Raw genomic sequence first — 25,154 nt, 5'->3', positions numbered from 1 at the left:
ATTATTTACAGTAAGCTGGCTAATTTCGACTTTTTAGCCGTTTGCTCTGGTGTTGAAGGTGACACTTGTTCTAATAGTGTTTTCGCTTCATTTTTTCTTGCATTAGCAATCAATGCTTCAACATAGTTAAGTTGTATATCTATATCCTTACCTTTTGCTAACTCAGATGCTTCACTGGCTTTTTTCAAAGCAGCACGTTTATCACCTTTTTTCAGCAACACTTGTCCGTATGTATCAACGACATTGGCTACCTGTGGTGCCAGCGAAAAGGCCTTTTCTGCATAAACTAACGCATTATCTAAATCGCCATTATCCATATATAGCCAAGCAAGGTTATTATTGACGACTACACTGTTTGGTTTACTTTGTGCAATTTTGACATAGCTTTCAATCGCCTTATTTTTATCGTGACTGATATACATACCCGCTAAAATTGCTCTAACGCGGCTATCATCCTCATTTTTACTAAGGTATTGTTCTAATAAAGTAATAGACTTCGCAACATTATTATCACCCTGATAGGCTGAAGCTAAATACAAAACGTTTTGGCTACTTGCATAGTTTTGATATAAGGTTTCAAGTTTAGGGATAGCTAATTTGTATTTTTTCTCAAGCAAATATATTCGTCCCTTCAAACCTTGCTTTAATGCATCATCAATGTCCCGCCCTTCAATAGTGTTATATAGATTTTTAGCTTGATATATCTGTTTATCACTTAGTAACAACTGCATTTTTACCAGCTGTAATGTTAAGTTGTTTGGGTGATGCTCAAAGCCATTATTCACTACACTTAATGCACGCTCAAAGTTTCCTTTACTGGATTGAAAGTCAGCTAACAGTACAATAGGTTCAAGGTGGAATGGACTAGCCTTCCGCCACTTTTCTAAAGTAAGCTGTACATTGGTATTGTCTTGTTGCCCCTTATAAATCACCACTAATAACTGCCAATAACGCTTAGGTAATTTCGTGTTTTTTTCATACTCTCTTAAAATTTTTAAAGCTTTATCTGATTTTTTCAAATGAACCAGTGCTTCACTAACTAACATACCTTTCTGCAAGTCATCTGTATCGAGTTGATACGCTGTCATCAACACTTGTAGCGCCGCTTCATCACGATTCAAACCAAAATATAAACGTAATGCCCTATTGTTATTTGGATAAAGCTTAATGAGGTGATCTGCTCTTTCTTGTGCTAAAGATTCATTTTTTCGAAATGCAGCAACTCTTACTTGTTCTGTCAAAGCAAAAACATTATCAGGCTCAAGTGCCAAGCTTTGCTCAAGCGCCTTTTCAGCACTGCTAAATTCTTGCTGTTTAATATGAATAGAAGCCATTAAGTTATATGCCCCTGATTTATCAGGGTATTGCTTTTTCCATTTTTCTGCGATAGCGGTAGCTTGCTCTATATCTCCCGTTTGCACAGCAGAAAATGCTAGAGCTAATTCAGCTTCTATCAGTTCAGGATTTAGATTTACAGCATCTTGTAAATCTTGCATCCCTGATGGATCATTCATCATTAATTTCAAAATACCTTGGCGCGCATTTTGTACAGCACCCAGATCAGAGACATCACCACTTTGTTCAACTAAAGTTTTGGCTTCATCAACGGCGCCAAGTTCAAGAAGTTTATAGCTTAGCGAAGCTAAAAACTCTGCGTCAGATTCATTTACAGGGGTAAAGTCATGCAAGGTCTTGCTAATATCATCCACTAAACCTAACTCTAATTGGCTGACGGCAAGCATTCTTCGCGCTTGATGGTCAGTGGGTAGATATTGCACAATAGCACTTAAGTGATGATTGGTTTGCTCCCAGTTTTTCAAATGAAAAGCACTTGCACCTGCCACTAATTTTAAATTGAACTGATTAAAGTTTGCCGATAAAGCAGCCTCTGCGTGCTCGCTTGCTGGGGCATAATCTTTTGCTTGAAAGCGGGCCATTGCTTTAATGTAATGCGCAAAAGGCTGACTACTGACCGCAGCTAATATCGCATCTGCATATTTTTCTGCCTCGTCATACTGCTCTGATTTCAATAACGAATCAGCTAAAAGCAGTTGAACAATGCCTGATTTTGGCTGTTCTGCTAAATATGCCTTAAAGCTAGTTACCGCTTGTGGGTAATCTTTATTCGCCGTAGCTACTTGGCCTTGAAGCATAAGGGCATCTGGATTTTGACTCGATTCAGCCAAAGCAAGATTAACCAAAGCACTTGCTTGCTCAAAATCATTTTCTGAAAAAGCTACATAAGCATTGGCTAACTTACTATACATACTTTCAGGATCTGCGGTATTGGCCAACTTTGCACTTTCTTTCGCTAATTCTGGTTGTTCACTACGCAATGCCGCTAAGGTTTTGTAAGCCAAAAACTGGCTTGATGCTTCGTTGGTTAACTCTTTGGCTGACTCGGATAAAGCCAGCACATCATCATCTGCATCAGTTAAAATATAAGCTCTCGCTAGAAATGGAATTAGTTTTTCATGTTTATATTTTAGGCTTTGCGCACGCTCTAATTCTTTTACAGCATCAACGCCATTACCCTGATTAAGGTAAGTTTCCCCTAATAAAAACCTTGCTTCACCACTTTTTATATCAGCACGAATTGCATTTTTTAATTCAATTACCGCTTCACTGGTTTTCTTCGCTTCAGTATAAGATTTTGCTTTCGTTAGGTGAGAGTCAACGGATTCTTTTTCACTACAAGCGCCTAGTGCCATCATTACACTTAAACAAACTGTGGCTTTTACAAATTTCATTTTATTATCCTTAACGGCTTCTTTTATTATATCTATTCCAATCAATATTCTACTGATTAGGTACATGCATACTCTTATGGGTATTCAGGCTTTCAAGTGTTTATCATTTAATAATTGTGATGCTTATCACCTAGTTAACCCTGCATAAAACCCTTATTTTTAAACCAACAAAGCCCATTATTACAATGGGCTTTGGCTTTAGGCTCTAGTATTTAACAAAGGGGTTGTGAGCGTTAAATTGCTATAACACTCGTGATCTGTCACTAAAATAATCACATCTGCCCAGTTATCTATTTCATTGAGCGTTGTAATCCTTGGACAATCCCAATGTGCAACATAGGGATCATGGTAACTCACCTCGACACCCGCTTGATTAAAATGTGCCAAAATAGCTTCTGCTGGCGACTCACGACAGTCATCAACATTCGCTTTATATGCGACACCTAAAATGCCCACTTTCTTACCTTGAACATCACTGCCTAATAAAGCTAATGCCTGTTCTGCGACAATACTTGGGCGCTTGTCATTTATTACTCTCGCTAAACGCACAAACTCACCTGCTTGAGTGTTTTCGACTAAAAACCAAGGGTCTATTGGAATACAATGACCACCAACCCCTGGGCCTGGCGTTAATACGTTTACCCGAGGATGACGATTTGCCAAGCGAATAACTTCATAAACATCAACATTTAATTCTTGGCAAATCAATGACAGTTCATTGGCAAAGGCGATTCCTACATCTCGAGAGGTATTTTCTACTAACTTAATGCATTCGGCTGTTGTTAAGTTAGTTAAGAACACTTCACCTTTGACAAAGCTTTGATAAATAGCTTTTACTTTCAATTGTGCAGCATGATTACTCGCGCCAATAATACGATCATTGTGCACTAATTCATGTAACGTTTGCCCAGGAATGGCGCGCTCAGGGCAGTGCACAACATCAACACTTAAACCGGCATCTTTAAAACGTTGCTCTACCGCTATACTGGTTTGCGGTGAAATAGTAGACTCAACAATCACCGTTTGGCCATTTTCGGCAACTTTTATGATTTCATCAACAGCGCTAAATACGTATGAACGATCACAGGTATTGTCTTTGTGCGGTGTCGGTACAGCAACTAAATAGGTTTCACTCGAAGGGATTTCTGTACTTGCCTTTAAAAATCCTTGCTGTACTACTTGTTGAATTAATTCAGGCAGCCCAGCTTCATCAAAAGGACATTCACCGCGATTAATTGCATCGACCTTATCACTATTTAAATCTACACCGGTCACACTATAACCCGCTTGTGCAATAAGGCTTGCAATAGGAAGACCCATATAGCCCATTCCTACGACACAAAGGCTTTCATTGTTAGCAACGATAATTTCATCAGTGCTGCTCGTTTGGGTGCTAGTGATAATATCTAAAATCAACTCCGCTACATGACCATCACCAAACGGGTTTTTCCAGCTATAGTCACTACTTTCACTAGATAACCATTTATCAGCGGCTGCGAGCGCTTTATCAGCATCTCGGCCAACTAGCACATTAGCGCCCACTTCTATTGATTCTGGGCGCTCAGTATTTTCACGTAAAGTAATACACGGCACACCGAGTAAACACGCTTCTTCTTGAATACCACCTGAATCGGTTAAAATCAATTGAGCATGCTTTTGCAATTGAATGAAGTCTAAATATCCAATTGGCGGAATCAGTTTCAAGTAACTTGGTACTTCAATGGAAAATTCTTTTAGCTTGGCTTGTGTTCTTGGATGAATAGGCCAAACAATTGCCTGACTATATTTGCCATGTAATTTATCAAATAAAGCCAGCAACTCTAGCAAGTTTGCCATGACATCAACATTAGAAGCACGATGAGCGGTAACTAAGAAAAACTCTCCAGAAACCACACCCAAATCAGCCAATATAGTACTTGTATTAGCTGAAATATCTAAATGTTGAAATAAAGAGTCAGAAACAGTATTACCTACCGTGAAAATTTTATCAGCTTCAATACCTTCTTTTGCCAAAATAGCATGTTGATTTGGGCCTACGGCAAATAAATATTCACTAATATGATCAGTCATTATGCGGTTAGTTTCTTCTGGCATAGTTCTATCGTAACTACGCAATCCCGCCTCAATATGACCTACTTTGATATCTAATTTTGATGCCGCTAATGCGCCAGCTAAAACCGTATTAGTGTCACCTTGAACTAAAACGACATCCGGTTTTTCTTCTATTAAAATTGGCTCCATTTTAATTAAAATGTTACCGGTTTGATTACTGTGTAAACCTGAGCCAACACCTAAATTATAATGAGGCGTAGGTAGCTGTAATTCTTTGAAGAAAATACTGTCCATTTCTTCAGAGTAGTGTTGGTTAGAGTGGATTATAAAATAAGGTATGCCACGGTTTTGACATTCACGTATAACCGGTGCCATTTTGATGATTTCGGGGCGAGTGCCAACGATAATCCCTATTTTCATTTTTAAATCCTTAAAGCTGCTTAATTAAAAAATTTACAATGGTAACAGTGTACTGCGGCGAAAGTTATTTTGCAGTAGTTTTTTATCTTGCCAAGACAATATTGGCAACGGTATTTATACCCTTTGAGCTATCATTGCTTTTCGACTGCTTAGCAATCAGGATGAGAAGGTATTTATACGCACTCTAAATTAGTCTCAAAATGCCGGTTACCCATTACTATGAAGCTGTAGTAGAATATTCAAACTCAGGATACGCGCAGAATGTTATCTCACCTAAAGCACAAATTAGACTTATTGGAGTAATAAAGCCAAAACTTCTTGAGTTTTACGTGTCATTAGCGCTTTATCCCCTTTAGACTCAACATTTAATCTAACAACCGGCTCGGTATTACTGCTACGCAAATTAAAGCGCCAAGTGCCAAATTCCATGCTGATACCATCCGTTTCATCAATAATACTAGCCTCATTCTTAAAGTGTTCAAACACGCGAGCGATAGCTGCTTTGGGATTAGCGATTTTATTATTAATTTCACCTGACGAAGGATAGGCGGCAATACGCTCTGCCACCAGTTCAGATAGGGGCTTTTTACGTAAACAAACCAGTTCTGCAATTAATAACCAAGGGATCATGCCACTGTCACAATAGAAAAAATCACGAAAATAATGATGGGCACTCATTTCACCACCATATATGGCATCTTCACTACGCATACGCTCTTTAATAAACGCATGCCCTGTTTTACTTTGAATGGCTTGGCCACCAGCTTGTTCAACAATATCAATGGTGTTCCATGTTAAGCGAGGGTCATGAATAATTTTTTGAGTTTGCGCCGAGCCGTTTACAGCGCAAGATTTAGCTAAAAAGTTGTCGGCTAATAGGCCAACAATATAGTAGCCTTCAATGAATTCTCCCTGCTCATCAAATAGAAAACAGCGATCAAAATCACCATCCCAAGCAATGCCCATATCGGCATTATGTTCGATAACTGCTTCGCGGGTAGCTGCCCTATTTTCAACGAGTAGTGGATTTGGTATGCCATTTGGAAAGTTACCATCCGGCTTGTGATGAATTTTAATAAACTCAACAGGTACACCTAATTGTTTGAAAGCCACCTCAATAGCATCAAGTGCAGGCCCAGCAGCACCATTACCAGCGTTAACCACAAGTTTTAGCGGTGTAATATTTGTTACATCGATATAAGTAAGTAAATGCTCGGTATAGGCTTGGCTAATATCTTGGTTTGATAATTGTCCTTTTGCCTCAACCTCGACAAAATCTCCGCATTCCGCTAAGGCTTTAATATCAAACAAGCCAGTATCACCGCTAATAGGTTTAGAGTTTTCTCTCACCAATTTCATACCATTGTAATCTATAGGATTATGGCTAGCAGTTACCACAATACCACCATCACAATTTAGATGACTGGTAGCAAAATATATATGTTCAGTTCCCGCTAGTCCTAAATCAATAACATTTGTACCGCCATCCATCAAACCATTGGCAAGCGCTAATTTAAGTTCTTCACTGGTTAAGCGAATATCACCACCAACGATCACTTGTTTAGCTTGAGTGTGTTGCGCAAATGCACGGCCAATACGATAAGCAATATCGGTATTTAACTCTTCGCCAAGTTTGCCGCGAATATCATAAGCTTTGAAACAGTTTAAAGGGGATAAATTCATTATTAAATTCTCATTATGTTTGATCTATGAGTTAGCTACCAACAAGGTATCGACTCTTTGTACCAAAAAGTTTTTGTATAAACACAATCATGGAAACACACGTAAGTAACATTATTATTGCAATGACACCGTACATGACAATATCACCCTCGACTTTACTACCAAGAAACCTCTCACAAAACATTTTACTGGCAGTTAGAACGTATGAATGAATGAAGAATACACCAAAGCTTGTATTAGCAATCACATGAATTAACTTATATTCTAATGCCTCACCCAACTTTATGAGTAGACCTAAGAAAAACAGTGACATGGTTATTTTCTGTAAATAATTTAAGTATGTCATTGTCCCCGTCATAAAATAATATTCAGAGGCAGCCAAGCCTAGAATTAACAAAGCAAAAAAGGATAATACGCGTGGTGTACTAATCCTCGGATTCACATAAGCCTTATAGTGGCTACAATACATACCTAATAAGTATACTGAAAAGAAGTGGATAAAGCTTTGAGGGGGTAATCCTCGACCAATAAAACAAGAAACGACTATGGTTAAGGGTAAAATCCAGTAAAAATACTTATGTTTATCCGCCTGAACCAGGAGCGGCGCAATAACATAAAATAAGCTAATCATGGGAATAAACCACAATGGCGCTAAATGTAAGCCCGTTAGGTAAAAATAAATAACCTGTAACCATTGTGGGTTATCATAAAAACCATGCCAGACAGTATCTCTATGCAAGACAGTGACAAAAATGACTATGGCTGGGATAGACACTAGAAAATAGGGCGTGATGACATTTTTAAATTTATTTAAAAAATACTTTTTGTGTTGATATTTTCCCATTAAATGTTGGAACAAATACCCGGCAATAAACACAAATAATACAGAGCCGTTACTGATAAAAATACGTAACAACCTTTCTACTGTATATTTATCTGCAGGCCAAATAAAAAAATCAATGGTGTGACCTGCAACGATAAAAAATATGGCTAAAGCTCTAAAAGAGTGTATATAACCTAAAAACAATATTCTCTCCTTGAAAACGCTTCGCTATAAAATAAGTTACGCCCGTCCATACCTATCTTCAAAGCGCACTATGTCATCTTCACCTAAATAACTGCCCGACTGTACTTCAATCATTTCTAACGGTAATTTACCAGGGTTTTCAAGGGCGTGTACAACACCAATAGGAATATACGTAGATTGGTTTTCACTCAATAAAATAGTTTCATCATCTAAAGTAACTTTGGCTGTCCCAGACACAACAATCCAGTGCTCAGCTCTATGGTGATGCATTTGCACAGAAAGTTTTGCACCTGGGTTTACCGTAATGCGTTTAACTTGGAAGCGCTCACCATTATCAACGCTGTCATATTTACCCCAAGGGCGATATACCTCTCGGTGCAATTTAGCTTCAGAACGTTGCTGATTTTTGAGTTCATTGACAATCTCTTTAACGTTTTGCACCTTATCTTTATCTGCGATAAGTACTGCATCTGGCGTATCAATCACCACAAGGTTATCAACACCTAAAGTGGTAATTAATTTATTTTGACTATGAAGGTAACTATTACTTGTATCATGGGCAATAACATCCCCTTTAATGACGTTACCATCTGCATTTTGCTCGCATACCTCCCACAATGCCGAATAAGAGCCAACATCACTCCAGCCGGCATCAAGAGGCACTACAACAGCATCTAGTGTTTTTTCCATCACGGCATAATCTATAGATTCATCTGCACATTGCAAGAAAGCCTCACGTTCAGGGCGGGTAAAATCCAAATCTTTATCCGCACTAGCCATGGCGTTTTGGCAAGATGCTAAGATATCAGGTCTGAATTTTTCTAACTCTTCAAGGTAGCGACTTGCTTTAAATAAAAACATACCACTATTCCATAAGTAATCGCCTGCATCCAAATAATTTTGAGCCGTTTCAGCATTAGGCTTTTCAACAAATTGAGCCACTTGAAAAACATCATTACCTTGTGTTTCACCTTGCTTAATATAACCATAACCAGTTTCGGCATGAGTAGGTACGATACCAAAGGTAACTAGTTTCCCTTGTTGCGCAACAGCAGTAGCATTTTCAATAGCTTGATGAAATTTCTCTGTATCTTTTATGACATGATCAGCCGCTAGCACGAGTAATAATGCATCCTTATTAGTGCCAAGTGCACTAATCGCGGCAAGCGCAACGGCCGGCGCTGTATTTTTACCTTGTGGCTCAAGTAAAATATTCGCTTGCTGACAATTTATCTGTTTAACTTGCTCTGCCACTAAAAAGCGATGATCTTCGTTACAGATAAATACGGGTGCTTGATGAGCCACAGGTAAGCGTGACACAGTATCTTGCAGCATGCTCGTTTCATTCACTAAGGGAATAAACTGTTTAGGGTATTGTGCTCTTGAAAGTGGCCATAAACGTGTACCGCTACCGCCACACATAATAACAGGTAATACTGGTGCTGAAGATGTCGATTGACTCATTGATATTCCATTAAATATTGATAATAAACATTATTGAACAATCATAAGCTAAGACACTTTATTTGGGAACCTTAGAATAGAGAAGTTTTAATGTAAGATTCACTTTAATAATTTGATAATCGTTGAATAAATTTAGTGGTAATTTTTTCAACCTGCTTTTTATATTCAAGCGATGAAAAAGTATGATCCGCACTGATTACTCGGTGTATTTCATTACTTTTATGCCAAAGCTTTTCCCAGGCCTTATTTGTTTTAGTATGCTGTTCAAACTCCCGCGCGGTAAGATCATCGCCGCTTAATATCAAACAAGTTTTCCCTTGATAAGCTTGAAAACCTGCTAGCATACGCGCTTGATAACTACCGCTTACTTGTTGCCCTGAAGCCACACTGCTTTTTGCAAAACCTTTTGCTTCACGAGCACTTTTGGCAAGATTAATCTTTCCGCCAAATAATTTCTGCCAAAAACTTTTTGAAAATAACCGTTGTAAATAATAATGCTTTAACATGGTTTTTCCTGTGGTTTGTTCACTACGAAGCCAAGGGTTTAATAACACTAAACCGCAAATTCGACTATCTTGATGAGCATAAATCATCGCCGCTGATGCTGCATCACACAAGCCCCAAATAACCACTTGTTGAATATGTGCTTGCGCGTAAAAAAAAGTATCTACAGCGGCTTTAATGTCACTACAAAGTGCATCAAAATTCTTTTTCTCACCAAAGCTATCCCCCATTCCTGTTGCATCAAAACGCATGGAGCTAATACCTTGAAGGGCTAATGAGCGTGAAAGTTGTACAAACTGTCGGTGACTACCTGCGCGATATTGAGGACCTCCAACGACCACCAGTACTCCGGTATTATTTTGCTTTGCTCCATGGTGTAATATTGCCAGTAGCTCTTTATTATCAACCGTAAAAGTTAGCGCTTGTTCAGTCATTATTTTGCTACCGCGCTTAATGTGAGTTGTTCAAGTTCAGGTAAAGAAAATATTTCGGGTACCTGCCAAAAAGGAGGACAATCTAGACAATAAACCTGTACGAGAGCTTCATTCCAAGTTGAGGTTAAACGTTTAGTTATCGGAGTGGCTTCACTTGCCGCTAATTCAAAACAATCTATAGGAGACAGAGGTTTAATATCTTGATTCGTTGGTAACGCTTCCATCGACTTTAACATAGTTTGATTAAGCATATAGCCACCTACTTCGACATCATCACCCGCCAACACCTTTTCACGCCAATTTGTTTTTTCGCCAGCGTTATTCACTATACTACTGGCTTGTTTTAATCGTAAAAATTGCCCAGCAAATAATTTTCCATTAGTTACAGGTTTCCATAGTATTTGTTTGCTAATAGGTAAGTTTTGATGAAGTTTTTCTTGGTGACTTAACAATAACAAAGCACCAAATCGCACGCCCCACATTATAATCTTAGTAAAACCTTGCTGCTGAATGAACTCACCCGCGGTGATAATATTTTCAAGCCAAATATCTGTATTCGCTAATTCAAATTCACCCTCGCTATCACCCGTGCCATAATAATCAAGAACAAAGCAAGGTAAGTCACTTTCTGCAAAAGCCTGCGCTTGTTTCCCAACAACGCTTCTGGCTAAATTCATTTCTTCGATAACAGACGGCAGGCATAAAATAGCGGTATCACCCGTCACTTCACCAAATTGAGTTATAAATATCTTACCTTGAATACTTGGAACAAAATGACCTAAAAGCACAACTTAGCCTACTTTTTCAGCGATAAAAGCCACTAAACTACCTAAAGTTTCAAATACTTCTGCAGTTACTTCATCATCTTCAATAATAACACCGTAATGTTCTTCAACCAGTGTTAACACAGTCACTATGGCCATTGAGTCAAATTCTGGAATTGCACCTAATATTTCAGTTTCTTCATTCCAACTTGCCACTTCATCAAGCTGGAGTGCTGTGGTTAGAATGTTTTGAGTGTCTGTAAGTAACGACATGTGTTTCCTTGGTAATTATTTACGTTTATGTCTAAAAAGTAACTTTTTTATTTTAGCTAACAATATATAACGAATAGCCAGTACATTCCCAATAAAGCTTCGTTCATTAAATACTTGCACGGTTCGTCGTTGACGCTTTTTACTCATCCAGTCGTGTTTGTATGGCTCGCTGCCCATCCCAAATTCTATGCTTGTTGCTTTATCAATATCAATAACATGTTTTGATAAAGCCAGTGAAAGAGTGGAGCCAACAGAATAAGTTTTGAAAGCAGGATCATAAGCTAGCTTAAAAATAGAGGCCGTACCTTGTTGTAAAAGCCAAAGTTGAACAGCCACAACCTGTTTATTGACAAGTAATATTCCCATACGTAATTTATTTTGTTTCGCCGCCGCTATACATACTTGTTCAATAAAGTCGAAGCTTGCTTCTTCTCCTTTCCAACTAAGCTGATAAACGCGTTTATAGTCAGCAAAACAATCTTCGAACTCTTCTTTTGTTATAACAATCTTGGTGTGATACTCATGCTCTTTCGCTAACTTTTTTTCTTTACGTTTAATGGTATTTTTTAATTGACTAGGTCTTTGCTCATAATAACTTTCAAAGCTATTAATATTGTCAACATACCAATTGTCAGCACAAGCATAGACTTTAGAATATTTAAAATGAGACATGATCAGCTTAAATAAAGGTTCTTCAACAGGGCCTAACTTCATTTGCTGCCAAGGGTAATTGCCTTTAATTGCCTTTAATAATAATGCAACTGACTCTTCATGGCTTAATTCATTTGCAGAATTTTGTTCGAAGACTATTTGAGCTTGAACAGATGACTTGAAGACATCTGGAAATTTATCACTTGTATGAAAAACATGAATCGGCGTCGTAACCGCTGAATAAAAACTTGTGAGAGAACAAATTATTTTACTTTCTGACTTTATAGCGTGCACTAGAGGCCAGGCAACTAATAACTTATCTGACTTATTTTCTTCCACATCAATTAAACAGTGAACAAGAACTTCCTCTTGCTCCGTAAGCATGAATTTAGTTGTGGCTTCAAGCCAAGTAGGTGTTAATTCAAAAAGTGGTAAGGAGACCGTATCGACAGCAAATAATGTTAAAAAATCACTTAATGTTATTTGCGTATAAAAAACGGCCATATTTATCTAATTATGCTCTTATTGCTGGTAAAACGCTCGGTACCATTGCACAAAATTATCAACACCTTGTTCAACTGTCATACTTGGTCGATATGAAGTAGCTGCAAATAAGTCTTCCACTTCAGCATAAGTTTGATAAACATCACCAGCCTGCATTGGCATCATGTTTTTATTCGCTGTTATGCCTAATGAGCTTTCCAGTGACTCAATAAAAGACATCAATTTAACAGGGTTGCCATTACCTATATTAAATATACGATATGGTGCAGAGCTTTGTGCTGCACTACCTGATTCGACTTTCCAGTCATTATTTTGCTTTGGAATAACGGCCTGTATACGAATAATGCCTTCAACAATATCATCGATATAAGTAAAGTCTCTTCGCATATCGCCATTGTTATAGACATCTATAGCCTTACCTTCCACAATCGCTTTAGTAAACTTAAATAGCGCCATATCAGGACGACCCCACGGACCATAAACAGTAAAAAATCGTAAGCCAGTGGTTGGGATGTTATATAAATGAGAATAGGTGTGTGACATTAATTCATTCGATTTCTTAGTAGCAGCATATAAAGAAATAGGATGATCAACACTATCTGATGTGGCAAAAGGGACTTTATTATTCAGACCATAAACAGAACTAGATGAAGCATAGACTAAATGTTCAACATTATTATGTCGACATCCTTCAAGTATGGTTAAATGACCGACTAAATTGGAATCTGCATAAGCTAGTGGATTATCTATTGAATAACGCACCCCCGCCTGTGCTGCTAAATGAATTACACGATTAAATTTTTCTTTTTTAAATAATTCAGCAATGCCATCACGATCAGCTAAATCAATCTGAATGAAGGAAAAAAGAGGGAGTGCTTCTAATTCCTTTAATCGCGCCAACTTTAAATTAACATCGTAATAATCATTGAGGTTGTCAATACCAACAACCTCATGACCTTGCTCACATAAGCGTTGAGCAACATAAAAGCCTATAAACCCTGCTGCCCCTGTAACTAAAAACTTCATCTGTATCCCTAATGGTTATACTTTTTTAACACTTTCACCGCGGCCAATTCCGTAATAAGCAAAACCACGTTGTTTCAATAATTCAGGATCATACAGATTACGTCCGTCAATGATGACTTTGTGAGATAAGGTTTTGGCGATTAACTCGAAATCTGGCGCTCTAAATTGACTCCACTCAGTACAAACAACAAGCGCATCTGCACCATTAAGAGCTGATTCTTTAGTACCAACAAGGGATAAGTCGTCTCTGACCCCATAAATACGTTGGCACTCTTCCATAGCTTCAGGGTCATAGGCCTGTACTTTTGCACCGGCTTTCCACAAAGATTCCATTAGAACCATTGAAGACGCTTCTCGCATATCATCGGTTTGAGGTTTAAAAGATAGCCCCCACACAGCAACCGTTTTACCTGTTAAATCACCATTAAAATAACTACTCAAGTTATTAAATAATTTTTGTTTTTGTGCATAGTTAACCGTTTCAACTGCTTCTAATAATGCCGGTGTATATTCGATACCATGAGCGGTGCGCACTAACGCTTGAACATCTTTTGGAAAACATGAACCACCGTATCCACAGCCAGGGTAAATAAACTGATAACCAATTCTAGAATCTGAGCCTATACCATGACGAACAGCTTCAATATCGGCACCTAATAGCTCAGCCAAATTTGACATTTCATTCATAAAAGAGATTTTAGTGGCGAGCATACAATTAGCAGCATACTTAGTAAGCTCTGCAGAGCGAACATCCATAAATATCATGCGATCATGATTACGATTAAAAGGTGCATACAACTCACGCATTGCATTGCGTGAATTTTCATTATTAGTGCCCACAACAATGCGATCAGGTTTCATACAGTCGCCAACAGCCGCACCTTCTTTTAAAAACTCTGGATTAGAGACTACGTCATAATCTAACTCTAAGCCTCTTGATGCTAATACAGAAGCCACCTTGTCTGAAACTTTATCGGCTGTACCAACAGGAACTGTCGATTTATCAATAATTATTTTAGCTTCACTCATATGAGTTGCGATGGTTTCTGCCACTGCCAATACATATTTTAAATCAGCAGAGCCATCTTCATCTGGCGGGGTGCCCACGGCAATAAATTGCACAACGCCATGTGCTACGCCTTCCGCAGCATCAGTAGTGAAGTTTAACTGGCCATTTTTATAGGTTTCTTGTACTAAGGGAGTTAAACCAGGCTCATAAATAGGTATATTACCTTTTTTTAACTCTTCAACTTTAGCTTCATCAATATCAACACAAATAACATCATGTCCAACTGAGGCTAAAACAGCAGCTTGAACTAAACCAACATAACCTATACCAAATACGGTAACCTTCATTTTTCATCCTTTTAATAAATCTATTATTTATTATCGCTTAACAATATTTTAGCAGTTTTACCACTTAAGAAATGATACTATCACTGATTCTGACACTATCTTAATAAACATTTCAGCAAAGAACAAAAATATTGCTATATTAGTCATACTTTTTACATTGCTAATCATAAGATCATTCTGTTAAAGGGCATTAACGATGACCAACCGACACTATATTAAAAAGTATTTATTACTACTGTTATTAATTACCTTCTGCAACAATACTTTCGCTCAAAATACCGAAACCTCAAAAGAAGATAAAAAGTCAACGTTACAGCGTGTCTATGAACAATGTAATCAAGACAATAGCTGCCCTGATTATTTTAAGACATCACCCCAAAACAATGTTGATAAAGCTCAACCCTTAAATACAATCCAAATTGAAAAAGCACCAACAATAAATGTCCCTGTGAGTGCTCAAACAACCGAGACAAGTATACCAGCTAGCCACTTTCCCACAGAGAATTTACTGACCCACTTTAATGTCAAAGAATCAGCTGGAGTTGGTCACCAGAATTTCCCTATATCTATGGTAGTGCCACTACTCTACGGTGAATTTCAAAAAACAGACTCTTTCTATATTTTAGATGCAAGCAACAATGTTGTACCTGCTCAATTCGAGGTATTAAATCGATGGTGGGGGAAAGACAATTCGATACGACATTTGCTAGTGCACTTCAATGTAACAACTGACCCCTTTATCACCAATAAGCCGAATTCAGGTATCTCTCAATATGCCTTATATTCACATAAGCTAACAGGCTCAAACAAACCAAGGCACAGCAACACAAGTTCCTTAACAAATATTGCCCCTAAAAACCCAGTAAGTATTCAGGCGAATTCAAATAGCATTGTGATGAGCAATGATATTATAAAGCTGCAGATCAATAAAAAACCCTTTGAAGTTATTACACCTGCGGGCAAGTTGACCTCTATTTTTCAAAAAGAAGATGGCACAACTGACTACTCATTTGATCATGAACAGATTACCTATGAAATAGAAGAAAATGGCCCAATGCGTACCATTTTGAAAGTATCCTCCTTAACTCAATATCAAACTCCTAACGAGATTAAACATGGTTGGGCGATAAGAATATACACGTATGCGAATTCTTCATTAGTAAAAGTAGATTTTCAACTACAAAACTCCGCCTTAAACACCCCTATTTCAGCCCCTTTGTATTTTAAGTCTCATACATTGCGCTTAGATAACTTCCATAGTGACAGCTCAGAGCAAGTTAAAGCAGACGTCATTCCTAAAGCTGGTATTAAACAATTACCTTTAGGCGTTATTCAAGGGGCTAATGCTACTGTTTTTTTACGTAATTTTTGGCAAACTTTCCCTAATGGCTTATCAACAAATGGCAAAAGTCAATTAAACGTTGAGTTATGGCCAGCATGGTCAAAGCAATTTTTCGATACCCGTTTTGTTGAGCCCGATATTTATTGGCTTGATGATATGAAACAGGTTTATAAAGAAATTTTGTTCGACTTTTCTCAAGACTCAAGCAAAGAAAAAGCATTACAGCTAGCAACAACATTTCAATACCCACCCGTTGCGGTAATCCCGCAATCCTATTACGCCGAGACTAAAGTAAGTTTAGCCTTCAGCGGTGCTTTACCAGCATCACCAGTAAACATTCACACCTCAAGGACTCCTTCGTATAGTCAAGCTGCGTACAACCTAAACAGTCCAAATGGTTATCAGTTTGGTATGGATAATTTTGGTTTAGATCTTAGCAGAAAACACAAAACGCATGGAACGGGTGGCTGGGCTTATTCTAAACAACAATTTTTCGTTAGCGGTGAACCCACAGATTATTATAACGCTCAAAATTTTGCACTCGCTGAATTAAATATAAGGCCTCAATGGCTTGCTGGCTATTCAGATAAATCAAATTATAAGTTACTCACACCTACATCTAACCCTTATGGCGGCAGTACATGGCGACGTTTTAAAGGACATAACGCAAAAAAAACTACAAGAAAGTATATGAAAGGTACAAAGCAAACAGCCCGTCCCAGAGACGATCAACATGCTTGGTTTTATCATATTGAGCATGCCTATCTAATGTCAGGTAATAAGTGGATTAAAGACTGGTATCAATTTATGAGTGAATTTAAAAAAATTTACCTCAGTAAGCGAGATCCTTATCCAGACAGAAGTCATAGAGCCGAAGGGCAAGCCCTAGCTGTTGCTATAGCGGCATACAAATACACAGGTAATACATCACTTGAGCCTTTTTTGGAAAACTATATTGAAAAGTTTCATAATAAGCATGTTTTGCCGCCACACAATATAAGAGCCTTTAAAGGAAAGATAGCGGGCTTTCAATTAGGTTTTTTACTGAGAGGCTTTATCGATTTATATACTGAATTTCCAGACAACGACGCAACACTTTCTATGATCGAAAACTATGTGGATTGGAATTTTAGCTACGGACAATTTAGCTATTACAAGTCAGCTACCGATAAAAAAGTGGCATCAAAAGCTTCTGGAACCTCATTAACATTAATCGACCCTGTAATTTGGTTTGCCGAGAAAACAGATACGCCTAAATACGCTGACCATGCGATCAATTTCGTCGAAAAAGGTATTGGTGGCGTAAAACCTTATGGTGAATGGCAAAGCTGGGTTGGACAATATGAAGGTGCTATGTATCACTATTATCAGCAGCAACGTTCAACAACATCGCACGAACATTGAGGAGAGGTAATTCAAGGTAAAGAAACTAACGGGCATGGCGTTAACCATTGGCATAAAGAGGATGGAAAATAGGGAAACTTAGATAGGTCTGCTTCCTCGCGTGAGGAAAAATAATGGTTATTATCATATTGCTTATCTGAATCTTTACTCACCACAACATTGCCCTCTAATATCACTTCTACCATATCCACAGCGCTTTCATTTACAGACAGTAAGGTATTTTTTTTAATTCTTTCTAAGAGAATGATATTATCAGTTAAAGCCACTTTATTTTCTTTATGTCTTATCCCCTCTAAACCATAACCTATCGCTTGCCCATTTACCGACATATGTCCTTGATGAAGAAAAGATTGCCTTACCGTTAGTAAACCTCCATTTGAAATATCTATTAAGCGGCTATCATTTTCTCCCATTGAGCTAATTAATGTATGGGAAATGAAGGTTTCTTTGCCTCGATTTTTTACAGCATGCCCTTCATCTTTAGTAGCCAAGAAAAGACTATTTTGGATAAAAACATTCGCTTTATTGCTATATACACCATGTGCCCTTCCCGATTTCCCTAACTGCTCAAATCGACTATCACTGATATAAATAGAACCTTCAGCTTTAGCCGTTTCAAGAATGCCATTCTCACTATGATGAAAATAAACATGCTCTACAGTGAGGCCTAATCCTTCTTGACGTATACAAGCCCCATTTTTATCTTTGGCCGCAATAAAACGACATTCGATATTCTTAACCGTTAGGTTATCCCCTTTACTCACAATAAAACCTTTACCGTTAAAGGCTGACTTTTCTAGCACCACATGTCCATAGCCCTTAATGGTTACATCATGCTTATCTATAGCAAAAGGTTGTGTAAAAACCCCCTGATGAAATTGTAATTCATCACCAGACTTAAGCGATTGTAAGGCTAACGCCAACGACTCAAATTTTATACCATTCACTGCTATCGTTTGCTTTTGTTTTGAGGAGGTTGTTAATGGTTGCCAAGGCTTAAATATTGCTGCGATCTGCTGATTGGTAGACTTCTGCATTACTGTGGAAAACTTATCTAACTCTCTTTCTGCAGACTTGTTGTAATAATAATCCACAGGTATTGCTACAAGTTTACCCAGAATACTTGGTTGCCATAAAAAAAAGGCAAGTAGAAATACATTAGCAATAGCGCCTGTAAAAACAAAATAACTAAATATTCTTCCTTTCACTTGCTTACTCTCTTTCAGCCATAAACTTTAATGTTCGATTAGGGTTAGTTAGATTGAGTTTATTTTTACAAAATGTTTCACCTGCATAAGCACCTATGTAGGAGATTTTCGTTGTTCGTGCGCAAAAGTCTATCCTTGATACATGCTGATTTTGTGCTTTAGCAGCGACTAAACCTGTTAAAGGCGGTGTTGTTATCCATTTGAAGTCACCATTTACTGGAGCATCAAATATATCATTTAAACCATCAGCAGCAGTAAGCCATTTCAAAGGAACTACTAAATTATTCTGATTTTCGATTATTTGACCACCATTTCTCGTAGCAATTCTTCCCGAAACAACATTATTCAAAATTATCGCTGAAGTTTCTTTATAGCGAACATCAATGCCCATAGAGTTGTATAAAGTATTGTTGGCAATATAGGCATTAGAGGCCTTATTTAAATATATGCCAACATCATTCGCGCAGTTCATAATGATATTATTATTTATCACCCCATTAGCATGCTCAAAACTGTTGCCGTTTCTATGTATTGAATTAGCGGAGCCGCCACCACCTAAAGATAGCCCTATTGCGATACTTTTTTCCAGCAAATTAGCATTACACATGATGAGATTACGAGAAAATTCACCATGTTGAGACCCCCCTTTGAAAAAAGCCCCGTAACTTACTTTATTACCTTGAGCTTTAACAAAATCAAAAATAAAGTTCTCTTTAACCTGCCAATAATCTGCATGCATTAAATCTATTGGCGTTACAGGGTTTACGGTTTGACGAGCGCTAGTATTATAAAATGTATTACTGAACACTTTACCATGATCAGGATATTTTCCCTCCACACCATTAATTTTAATGGCTGCATTAAAGTCCTGAAAAATATTATTTTGAAAACTAACATGATGACCATTACCCACAACATGAAAAGCATGTTCACAATTAGAATGCTGCTTACAAGCGCCAACAAGGTGTAAATTTTGAAAATGCCAATAAGGCGCATTCACTAAAAAGCCTTCACCTTGCAACTTTAAAGTAACATCACCTAATTGTTGAGCTACAAGCTTAATTGGCGCATTTTTCAAACCAGCATTCCGTATTTTTACACGTGACTGCTTTATCGAATATTCACCTGGCAACAACTCTATTACATCTCCTGCTTGTGCCTTAGAAAGCGCCTTAAGTAACATGTTTGTATTGAAAACTTTTATGCTTGAATAAGGGCTATTGAAGTATTCATTAGTATTCGCGCCAACTCCTTCCCAATTATAAGGGTCAACAAAAAAATTATAATGTTCTTCTACTTTCCAACTTGAAATAGTGCTTAACAAAGGGTTCAGAAAAGGTGCTACGTTGGGGTTATTTTTATTAATTTTAAGATACGTTTTTTCAGCAAAGAGAGGCAATGGCAAACCAGTATCTACAACCGCCTTAAGACTGAACGCCAAAACAGCCACTAAAGCGAGATGCAATAGTACACCTGAAATGAATAAATATATTCTCCTAATTTCAGTCATTGTTTCAATTCTAATGCGAACAGCCGTATTATAACTCACTAAAGTGAGTACATTACTTACAATTCACCTTTCTATGCTATTAATATGTATAAACTTTATCGTATACTATCGGCTTCAAGCTAAAAACGGTAGATATTTCCATGGTAAAACTGTATTTAATTTCTTCTGTTTTATTAATACTGTATTTAACCTAACAGCTTCTAGGTATTATTTTATATGGACACGCCAACGCCCTCTCCTTTATCAAAAAAAATACGTAAAGGCCTATTCTGGACTGTCGGAATGCGGTGGAGCAATAAAATAATAAGTTTAGTTAGCATAACTGTTTTAGCTCGCTTACTAACACCTGAAGATTATGGCTTAGTCGCATTATCTCTCGTCATCATCGGAAGTATCCAGATTTTTTTTGAGATTGGCGTAGAAACCTCCTTACTTAGAGATGATAAGTCAACAAAAGATGATTTTGATACCGCTTGGAGTTTAAGGCTACTTCAATCCCTCTTGCTTTGTATTGCCCTGCCACTGCTTGCACCCTATGCAGCAGACTACTATCAAGATGAAAGATTAATTGAGATATTCTATTTATGTAGCATTGGAATTTTCATTAACGGCTTCGAAAATATCGGCATCGTAAAATTCCGCAAGGAATTGAACTTTAATAAAGATTTTATTTTTAACGTAGCTTCTAAGTTTTTAGGCACAGTCGCGACAATATCATTGGCATTTTATTATCAGTCATATCACGCGCTTATCATTGGTACCATTGTACAAAAAACAATGAATGTTGCACTAAGCTACACTCTAATAAATTACCGCCCTAGCTTTACGTTAAGTCGCTTTAATACGGTTTGGGCTGTATCAAAGTGGATGCTTGTTAAGAATTTTGCTAATTATGCAACACGAAATGGTGAATACTTAATCGTTGGTAAATTAATGCCAATGGCATCCCTAGGGCACTATCGTTGGGCTCAAGAGCTAAATGGCATGGTAAGCCAAGAGCTTTTACAACCTATTTCAAGAGTACTACTTCCAAGTCTAGCTAGCATACAATCTGATAGTAAACGATTATATAACGCTTACTTAAAATCTCTTAATTTTATTGTGTCGCTTGCAGTTCCCATTATTCTAGGTTTAGGTACTATTGCAGCTGAGCTAATACCTATTTTACTTGGCGGAGGAGAAAAGTGGCTTGCTGTAGTGCCATTGCTGGAAGTCGCTGTGTATATAGCTTTTTTCGGTGCTTTGCATTCCATGACAAACAGCTTACTCATTATAATAAATAAAATTAAATATACTGCCTATATTGATATTTTTAAAACTGTTTGGGTGCTCGCAATGATTTACCCTGCATTTCAAATGTTTGGCATTGTCGGTATACTTTATGTGAAACTAATAGCTGCCGCTTGTACAATGGTATTTTATTACTACCTCTTAGTTAAATACACCCAGATAACTTTACTGCAGCTTTCCAAAGTTATCTGGAGACCTTGCGTATCAGGTCTCAGCATGAGTTATATCATATTTAATTTCGTTAGTTTTTCTAACGTAAACATTATAATACTGTTAATTATAAAATTAACGATTGCAGCCTTTATATATACCTTTTTAATGATATTGTTATGGTTTCTTAGTGGCAAACCCGACAGCTTTGAAAAAGCGGCAATTGATAAAATATCAAACTTCATTAACAAAAAAGGAAATCGATAGTTGAATAATATATTATTTTTATCCCTTACTTTATCTGAAGATAACAGGGATAAGCTCACCTATAATTTTATTGCTAAAGAAATGAAAGGGCTAGTCGAGCTTGGATATAATGTTTATCACTTTCATCATGAAATTGAAAATGAAGTGGTCGATAATATTATTTACTGTGGAAAAAATGAAGTAGAAAGTATTTCCCCTATAATGACAGTTGCCTTTATAGCAAAGCACTTTAAAACCTACCTACCTTTGCTTGCGATAGATTATAAGCAGGCATTGTGGTCTGCCAAGTTAGAGCAGGCCATTGGTAAATTAATTATCAAGCACAAAATAGATATAGTTCACAGTCACTTTATGGCTCCTTCAGGGTTATCAGCCACCACAATATGTAAGCAATTAAATATACCTGTCATTAGTACTATGCGTGGTGCGGAGCTCTATAGCGAAGACAGACTATCATATGGAGCGATGAGATCTGACTTTTTCCGAAAAGCAGCACATATAGCGGCCAGGAAAATTCAACTACTCACTGCGCCTAATAAAGAAATGCAAGCCATAGCCTGTGAAATGTTTAATTTAACTAAAGAGTCTGTTATTTACTTACCTAACGGCATTGAAAACACATTAATTGGCCGCTTTTCTGATGAAGAAAAAACTAAAGGCAGTCCATTAAAGTTAATCGCTATTGGTAGGCTCATCTATCGTAAAAACTATTTTTTATTGCTACAAGCAATGCAAAAGTTATCCTCAGCTAACGTTGAGTTAACTCTTGTGGGCGAAGGTGATTTAACAGAGAATTTTGCCACATATATCCACACACATAATTTGAATAACGTTAATTTAATCAATGAAATACCTAAAGATGAACTCTACAACTTAATTCATCAAGCTGATTGCTTAGTACACCCAAGTTATATTGAAGGCTTACCGAATGTAGTTATAGAAGCACTAGCTATTGGCAAACCCTGTTTAGTTTCCAATATTGGTGCTCATGTTGATGTTATCAATGAAGGAGTTAATGGGTTCTATTTTGATCATGAAAGTGAAGACGCTTTGGTTAAATTAATCAACAATTTGCTTCAAGATAAGGACAAGTTAACTGCAATGTCTGATGATTGTCGAAATACCATTGAGCAATTTAAACTATCTGATAAATTATCTACCTATAGTGATAAATACCAATCATTTCTAAAAACAAGATCCAATCAATATGCTTAATCCACCACTTATAAGTATTTGCATACCCGTTTATAATGCTGAAAAGTTTCTTGCTCAAGCAATAGAAAGCTGTTTACAGCAAACTTACCCTAACATTGAAATAATATGCGTTAATGATGGCTCTACAGATAATTCGCTAGCTATTTTAGAGTCTTTTAAAGACAAGGTTATTATCATAGATGGCGAGAACAATGGAGCTCAAGCTGCGAGGAATAAAGCTTTCGCACATAGTAAAGGTGAATTTATCAACTTTTTTGATGCTGATAATAAGCTCATGCCAACTAAGCTTGCCATACAAGCTGAATTTTTAATTAATGACAAAGCAGACTTGGTTTTTGCCAAGCGGGCAATCGAAGATCAACAGGGTAAAATGCATTATTTGCCTTCACTTCCGTCCCCCGATGGAATTGATCCATTCATTTATTGTTTACAATTTAATTCTCCTGGCGATCGTGTAGCAATTGATACAGATGTGGCTTTACATCGCCGAAGCTTCATCGAGAAAATAGCTGGTTTTCGTGAAGGCGTAGTGAGAGGACAAGATAAAGATCTCGCTTTTAGAATGGCTGCTTCTGGGGCTCGCTTTGCATACATTGATGAGTTTCTAACGTATTATCGAGATCATGAAGGCCCTAGAATTAGTGATATCAAAAAGCAAGGCAACTTTAACGTTAACTATTTTATTAGTTTAACTCAAGCCATACTCCAAGGTGATTGCTATAGTTTATCACCTGCTGCCAAACAAGAATTATGCTCTAAACTTGTTATTACGTCTAAAGAAGCATATCGTTCTGGCTTTAAAAATGAAGCTATAGCAGGCTTCAAACTCGCAATAAATATCGATAGAAATGGAGGAAGAAACGAAAGCTTTCCATATAAAATATTAAGAAAAGTTATTGGCTATCCTGCTACTGAACACTTGGCCACACTACTTATACGGAAGTGATTATTTATATATTTTTCTATAATTTTTTAATGCTACCCAACGAATAATACTTTTTTCAATTAAAGGCAGATCCTCACTTTTAGCTGTAGAACCTACTTTTTTCTTTAAAATACTTGCATCTAAATTAATGTCTAAATATTCATTAATTTCTTGTAATTTCCTTTTATTTTTTCCAGTTATATCTTCATATTTGATAAAAATTCCTTCAACAGAGTCTTTTACATTTAAAAATTCAGACACTAATCTATTCCAATGTTTAACAAATCGATAAGAATTATAAACAGGGTTTAAAGGCCAAATTGAAAACCATGTAGTACTAATCGCTTTAAAAGACTTAAACGATTTGAAAGGATCTCTCACTAAAAAAATGAATTTAGCATTTGGATACAGCCATTTAAGGTACTTAGCTTCCCTTTCACCCCACCTAACTTCCTTTACCCCCCACCTAATTTTTTTATTATCAACTTTATATTCAAATAAGGTATCAAAGAAAATACGATGCGATGCTCTAAGAGCACTTTTTTGAGGGTATAGATTGGCAATCCAGTCATTAGAAATTTGACTTACATCCTTCCCCTTTAAATAATATGACTCTGGGGGCCAATAATCAGATAAAGGAACAATTGATTCAGACATAGAACCTACTATGTTTGATTTGTCATAAGGTTCCCCCCAAATCAAAACATCTTCAGATGATAAAATCAATCGTTGTAGTAAAGTAGACCCTGACCGCCAGCCTGCTGAAAAGATAAAAATTGGCGCCTCTTTATCATTCAATTGGGTATTAGCGTCACTTTGTAAATAACATAGATTCTTATTCTTTTCAGCCCAATCTCTTTCTTTGGCCAAGAGTGCTCTAGATTTCCAAGAACCAAAAAACATACGGAGTATTTCTTTTACTTTAGCTTTCATAT

Annotated in this window: 18 protein-coding genes; 4 read left to right on the top strand and 14 right to left on the bottom strand. The window is 37.2% G+C overall.

From position 1 onward, the window contains the following. Positions 1 to 5: 5 nt before the first annotated feature. The 11 genes from prsT to AC27GZ_RS15575 all read right to left on the bottom strand — a co-directional run bounded on the left by prsT (position 6) and on the right by AC27GZ_RS15575 (position 14,908). Positions 6 to 2,750 (bottom strand): XrtA/PEP-CTERM system TPR-repeat protein PrsT, encoded by a 2,745-nt coding sequence (gene prsT / locus AC27GZ_RS15625; RefSeq protein WP_487096300.1) that lies wholly within the window; start codon positions 2,748 to 2,750, stop codon positions 6 to 8. Positions 2,751 to 2,948: 198 nt separating this feature from the next. After that, positions 2,949 to 5,222: a non-hydrolyzing UDP-N-acetylglucosamine 2-epimerase gene (wecB, locus tag AC27GZ_RS15620; RefSeq protein WP_487096299.1), complete on the bottom strand. Its 2,274-nt coding sequence runs from the start codon at positions 5,220 to 5,222 to the stop codon at positions 2,949 to 2,951. 291 nt (positions 5,223 to 5,513) lie between these two features. Continuing rightward, positions 5,514 to 6,905: a phosphohexomutase domain-containing protein gene (locus AC27GZ_RS15615; protein WP_487096298.1), complete on the bottom strand. Its 1,392-nt coding sequence runs from the start codon at positions 6,903 to 6,905 to the stop codon at positions 5,514 to 5,516. Positions 6,906 to 6,936: 31 nt separating this feature from the next. Beyond that, positions 6,937 to 7,932, bottom strand: coding sequence for an acyltransferase family protein (locus tag AC27GZ_RS15610; protein ID WP_487096297.1), 996 nt, complete (start codon positions 7,930 to 7,932; stop codon positions 6,937 to 6,939). Positions 7,933 to 7,968: 36 nt separating this feature from the next. After that, entirely contained in the window at positions 7,969 to 9,396 is a 1,428-nt protein-coding gene (locus AC27GZ_RS15605; RefSeq protein WP_487096296.1) for a mannose-1-phosphate guanylyltransferase/mannose-6-phosphate isomerase, read from the bottom strand. A 104-nt stretch (positions 9,397 to 9,500) separates the two neighbouring features. Further along, the gene (locus AC27GZ_RS15600) at positions 9,501 to 10,334 is read right to left on the bottom strand and encodes a hydrolase 1, exosortase A system-associated (RefSeq protein ID WP_487096295.1); all 834 of its coding nucleotides are present in this window, start codon (positions 10,332 to 10,334) and stop codon (positions 9,501 to 9,503) included. Beyond that, on the bottom strand, positions 10,334 to 11,122 hold the full coding sequence (locus AC27GZ_RS15595) for an alpha/beta hydrolase family protein (RefSeq protein ID WP_487096294.1): 789 nt from the start codon (positions 11,120 to 11,122) through the stop codon (positions 10,334 to 10,336). Before AC27GZ_RS15595 ends, AC27GZ_RS15600 begins: the two co-directional genes overlap by 1 nt. A 3-nt stretch (positions 11,123 to 11,125) precedes the next feature. Further along, positions 11,126 to 11,371 (bottom strand): acyl carrier protein, encoded by a 246-nt coding sequence (locus AC27GZ_RS15590; RefSeq protein ID WP_487096293.1) that lies wholly within the window; start codon positions 11,369 to 11,371, stop codon positions 11,126 to 11,128. A gap of 15 nt (positions 11,372 to 11,386) precedes the next feature. Continuing rightward, the gene (locus AC27GZ_RS15585; protein WP_487096292.1) at positions 11,387 to 12,526 is read right to left on the bottom strand and encodes a GNAT family N-acetyltransferase; all 1,140 of its coding nucleotides are present in this window, start codon (positions 12,524 to 12,526) and stop codon (positions 11,387 to 11,389) included. Positions 12,527 to 12,544: 18 nt separating this feature from the next. Continuing rightward, positions 12,545 to 13,552, bottom strand: coding sequence for an NAD-dependent epimerase (locus AC27GZ_RS15580; protein ID WP_487096291.1), 1,008 nt, complete (start codon positions 13,550 to 13,552; stop codon positions 12,545 to 12,547). Between the two features lie 15 nt (positions 13,553 to 13,567). Then, positions 13,568 to 14,908: a UDP-glucose dehydrogenase family protein gene (locus AC27GZ_RS15575; protein WP_487096290.1), complete on the bottom strand. Its 1,341-nt coding sequence runs from the start codon at positions 14,906 to 14,908 to the stop codon at positions 13,568 to 13,570. 196 nt (positions 14,909 to 15,104) lie between these two features. Between AC27GZ_RS15575 and AC27GZ_RS15570 the strand changes: the two genes are divergently transcribed. Beyond that, positions 15,105 to 17,654: a hypothetical protein gene (locus tag AC27GZ_RS15570; RefSeq protein ID WP_487096289.1), complete on the top strand. Its 2,550-nt coding sequence runs from the start codon at positions 15,105 to 15,107 to the stop codon at positions 17,652 to 17,654. An 11-nt stretch (positions 17,655 to 17,665) separates the two neighbouring features. Here the strand turns inward: AC27GZ_RS15570 and AC27GZ_RS15565 are convergent, their stop codons facing one another. Together AC27GZ_RS15565 and AC27GZ_RS15560 are read right to left on the bottom strand one after the other, a co-directional pair. Further along, positions 17,666 to 18,862 carry a right-handed parallel beta-helix repeat-containing protein gene (locus AC27GZ_RS15565; protein ID WP_487096288.1) on the bottom strand — a complete coding sequence of 399 codons (1,197 nt, stop codon included), beginning with the start codon at positions 18,860 to 18,862 and terminating at the stop codon, positions 17,666 to 17,668. 4 nt (positions 18,863 to 18,866) lie between these two features. Continuing rightward, positions 18,867 to 20,372 carry a right-handed parallel beta-helix repeat-containing protein gene (locus AC27GZ_RS15560; protein ID WP_487096287.1) on the bottom strand — a complete coding sequence of 502 codons (1,506 nt, stop codon included), beginning with the start codon at positions 20,370 to 20,372 and terminating at the stop codon, positions 18,867 to 18,869. A 216-nt stretch (positions 20,373 to 20,588) separates the two neighbouring features. On the opposite strand from AC27GZ_RS15560, the gene AC27GZ_RS15555 reads away from it, so the two are divergent. From AC27GZ_RS15555 to AC27GZ_RS15545, 3 genes are read left to right on the top strand one after another with little or no spacing between them, the layout of a single operon-like run. Then, the gene (locus AC27GZ_RS15555) at positions 20,589 to 22,079 is read left to right on the top strand and encodes a lipopolysaccharide biosynthesis protein (RefSeq protein ID WP_487096286.1); all 1,491 of its coding nucleotides are present in this window, start codon (positions 20,589 to 20,591) and stop codon (positions 22,077 to 22,079) included. Then, on the top strand, positions 22,080 to 23,294 hold the full coding sequence (locus AC27GZ_RS15550) for a glycosyltransferase family 4 protein (protein WP_487096285.1): 1,215 nt from the start codon (positions 22,080 to 22,082) through the stop codon (positions 23,292 to 23,294). Further along, positions 23,287 to 24,240, top strand: coding sequence for a glycosyltransferase family 2 protein (locus AC27GZ_RS15545; protein WP_487096284.1), 954 nt, complete (start codon positions 23,287 to 23,289; stop codon positions 24,238 to 24,240). Before AC27GZ_RS15550 ends, AC27GZ_RS15545 begins: the two co-directional genes overlap by 8 nt. Here the strand turns inward: AC27GZ_RS15545 and AC27GZ_RS15540 are convergent, their stop codons facing one another. Beyond that, a complete protein-coding gene (locus AC27GZ_RS15540) occupies positions 24,241 to 25,152 on the bottom strand; it encodes a sulfotransferase family protein (protein ID WP_487096283.1) in 912 nt (303 codons plus the stop codon). Between the last annotated feature and the right edge of the window lie 2 nt (positions 25,153 to 25,154).

It is taken from the genome of Colwellia sp. SU-HH00943 (assembly GCF_057546125.1).
Note: the sequence above shows the minus strand (reverse complement) of the source record. Positions and strands in the feature narration are given on the sequence as shown.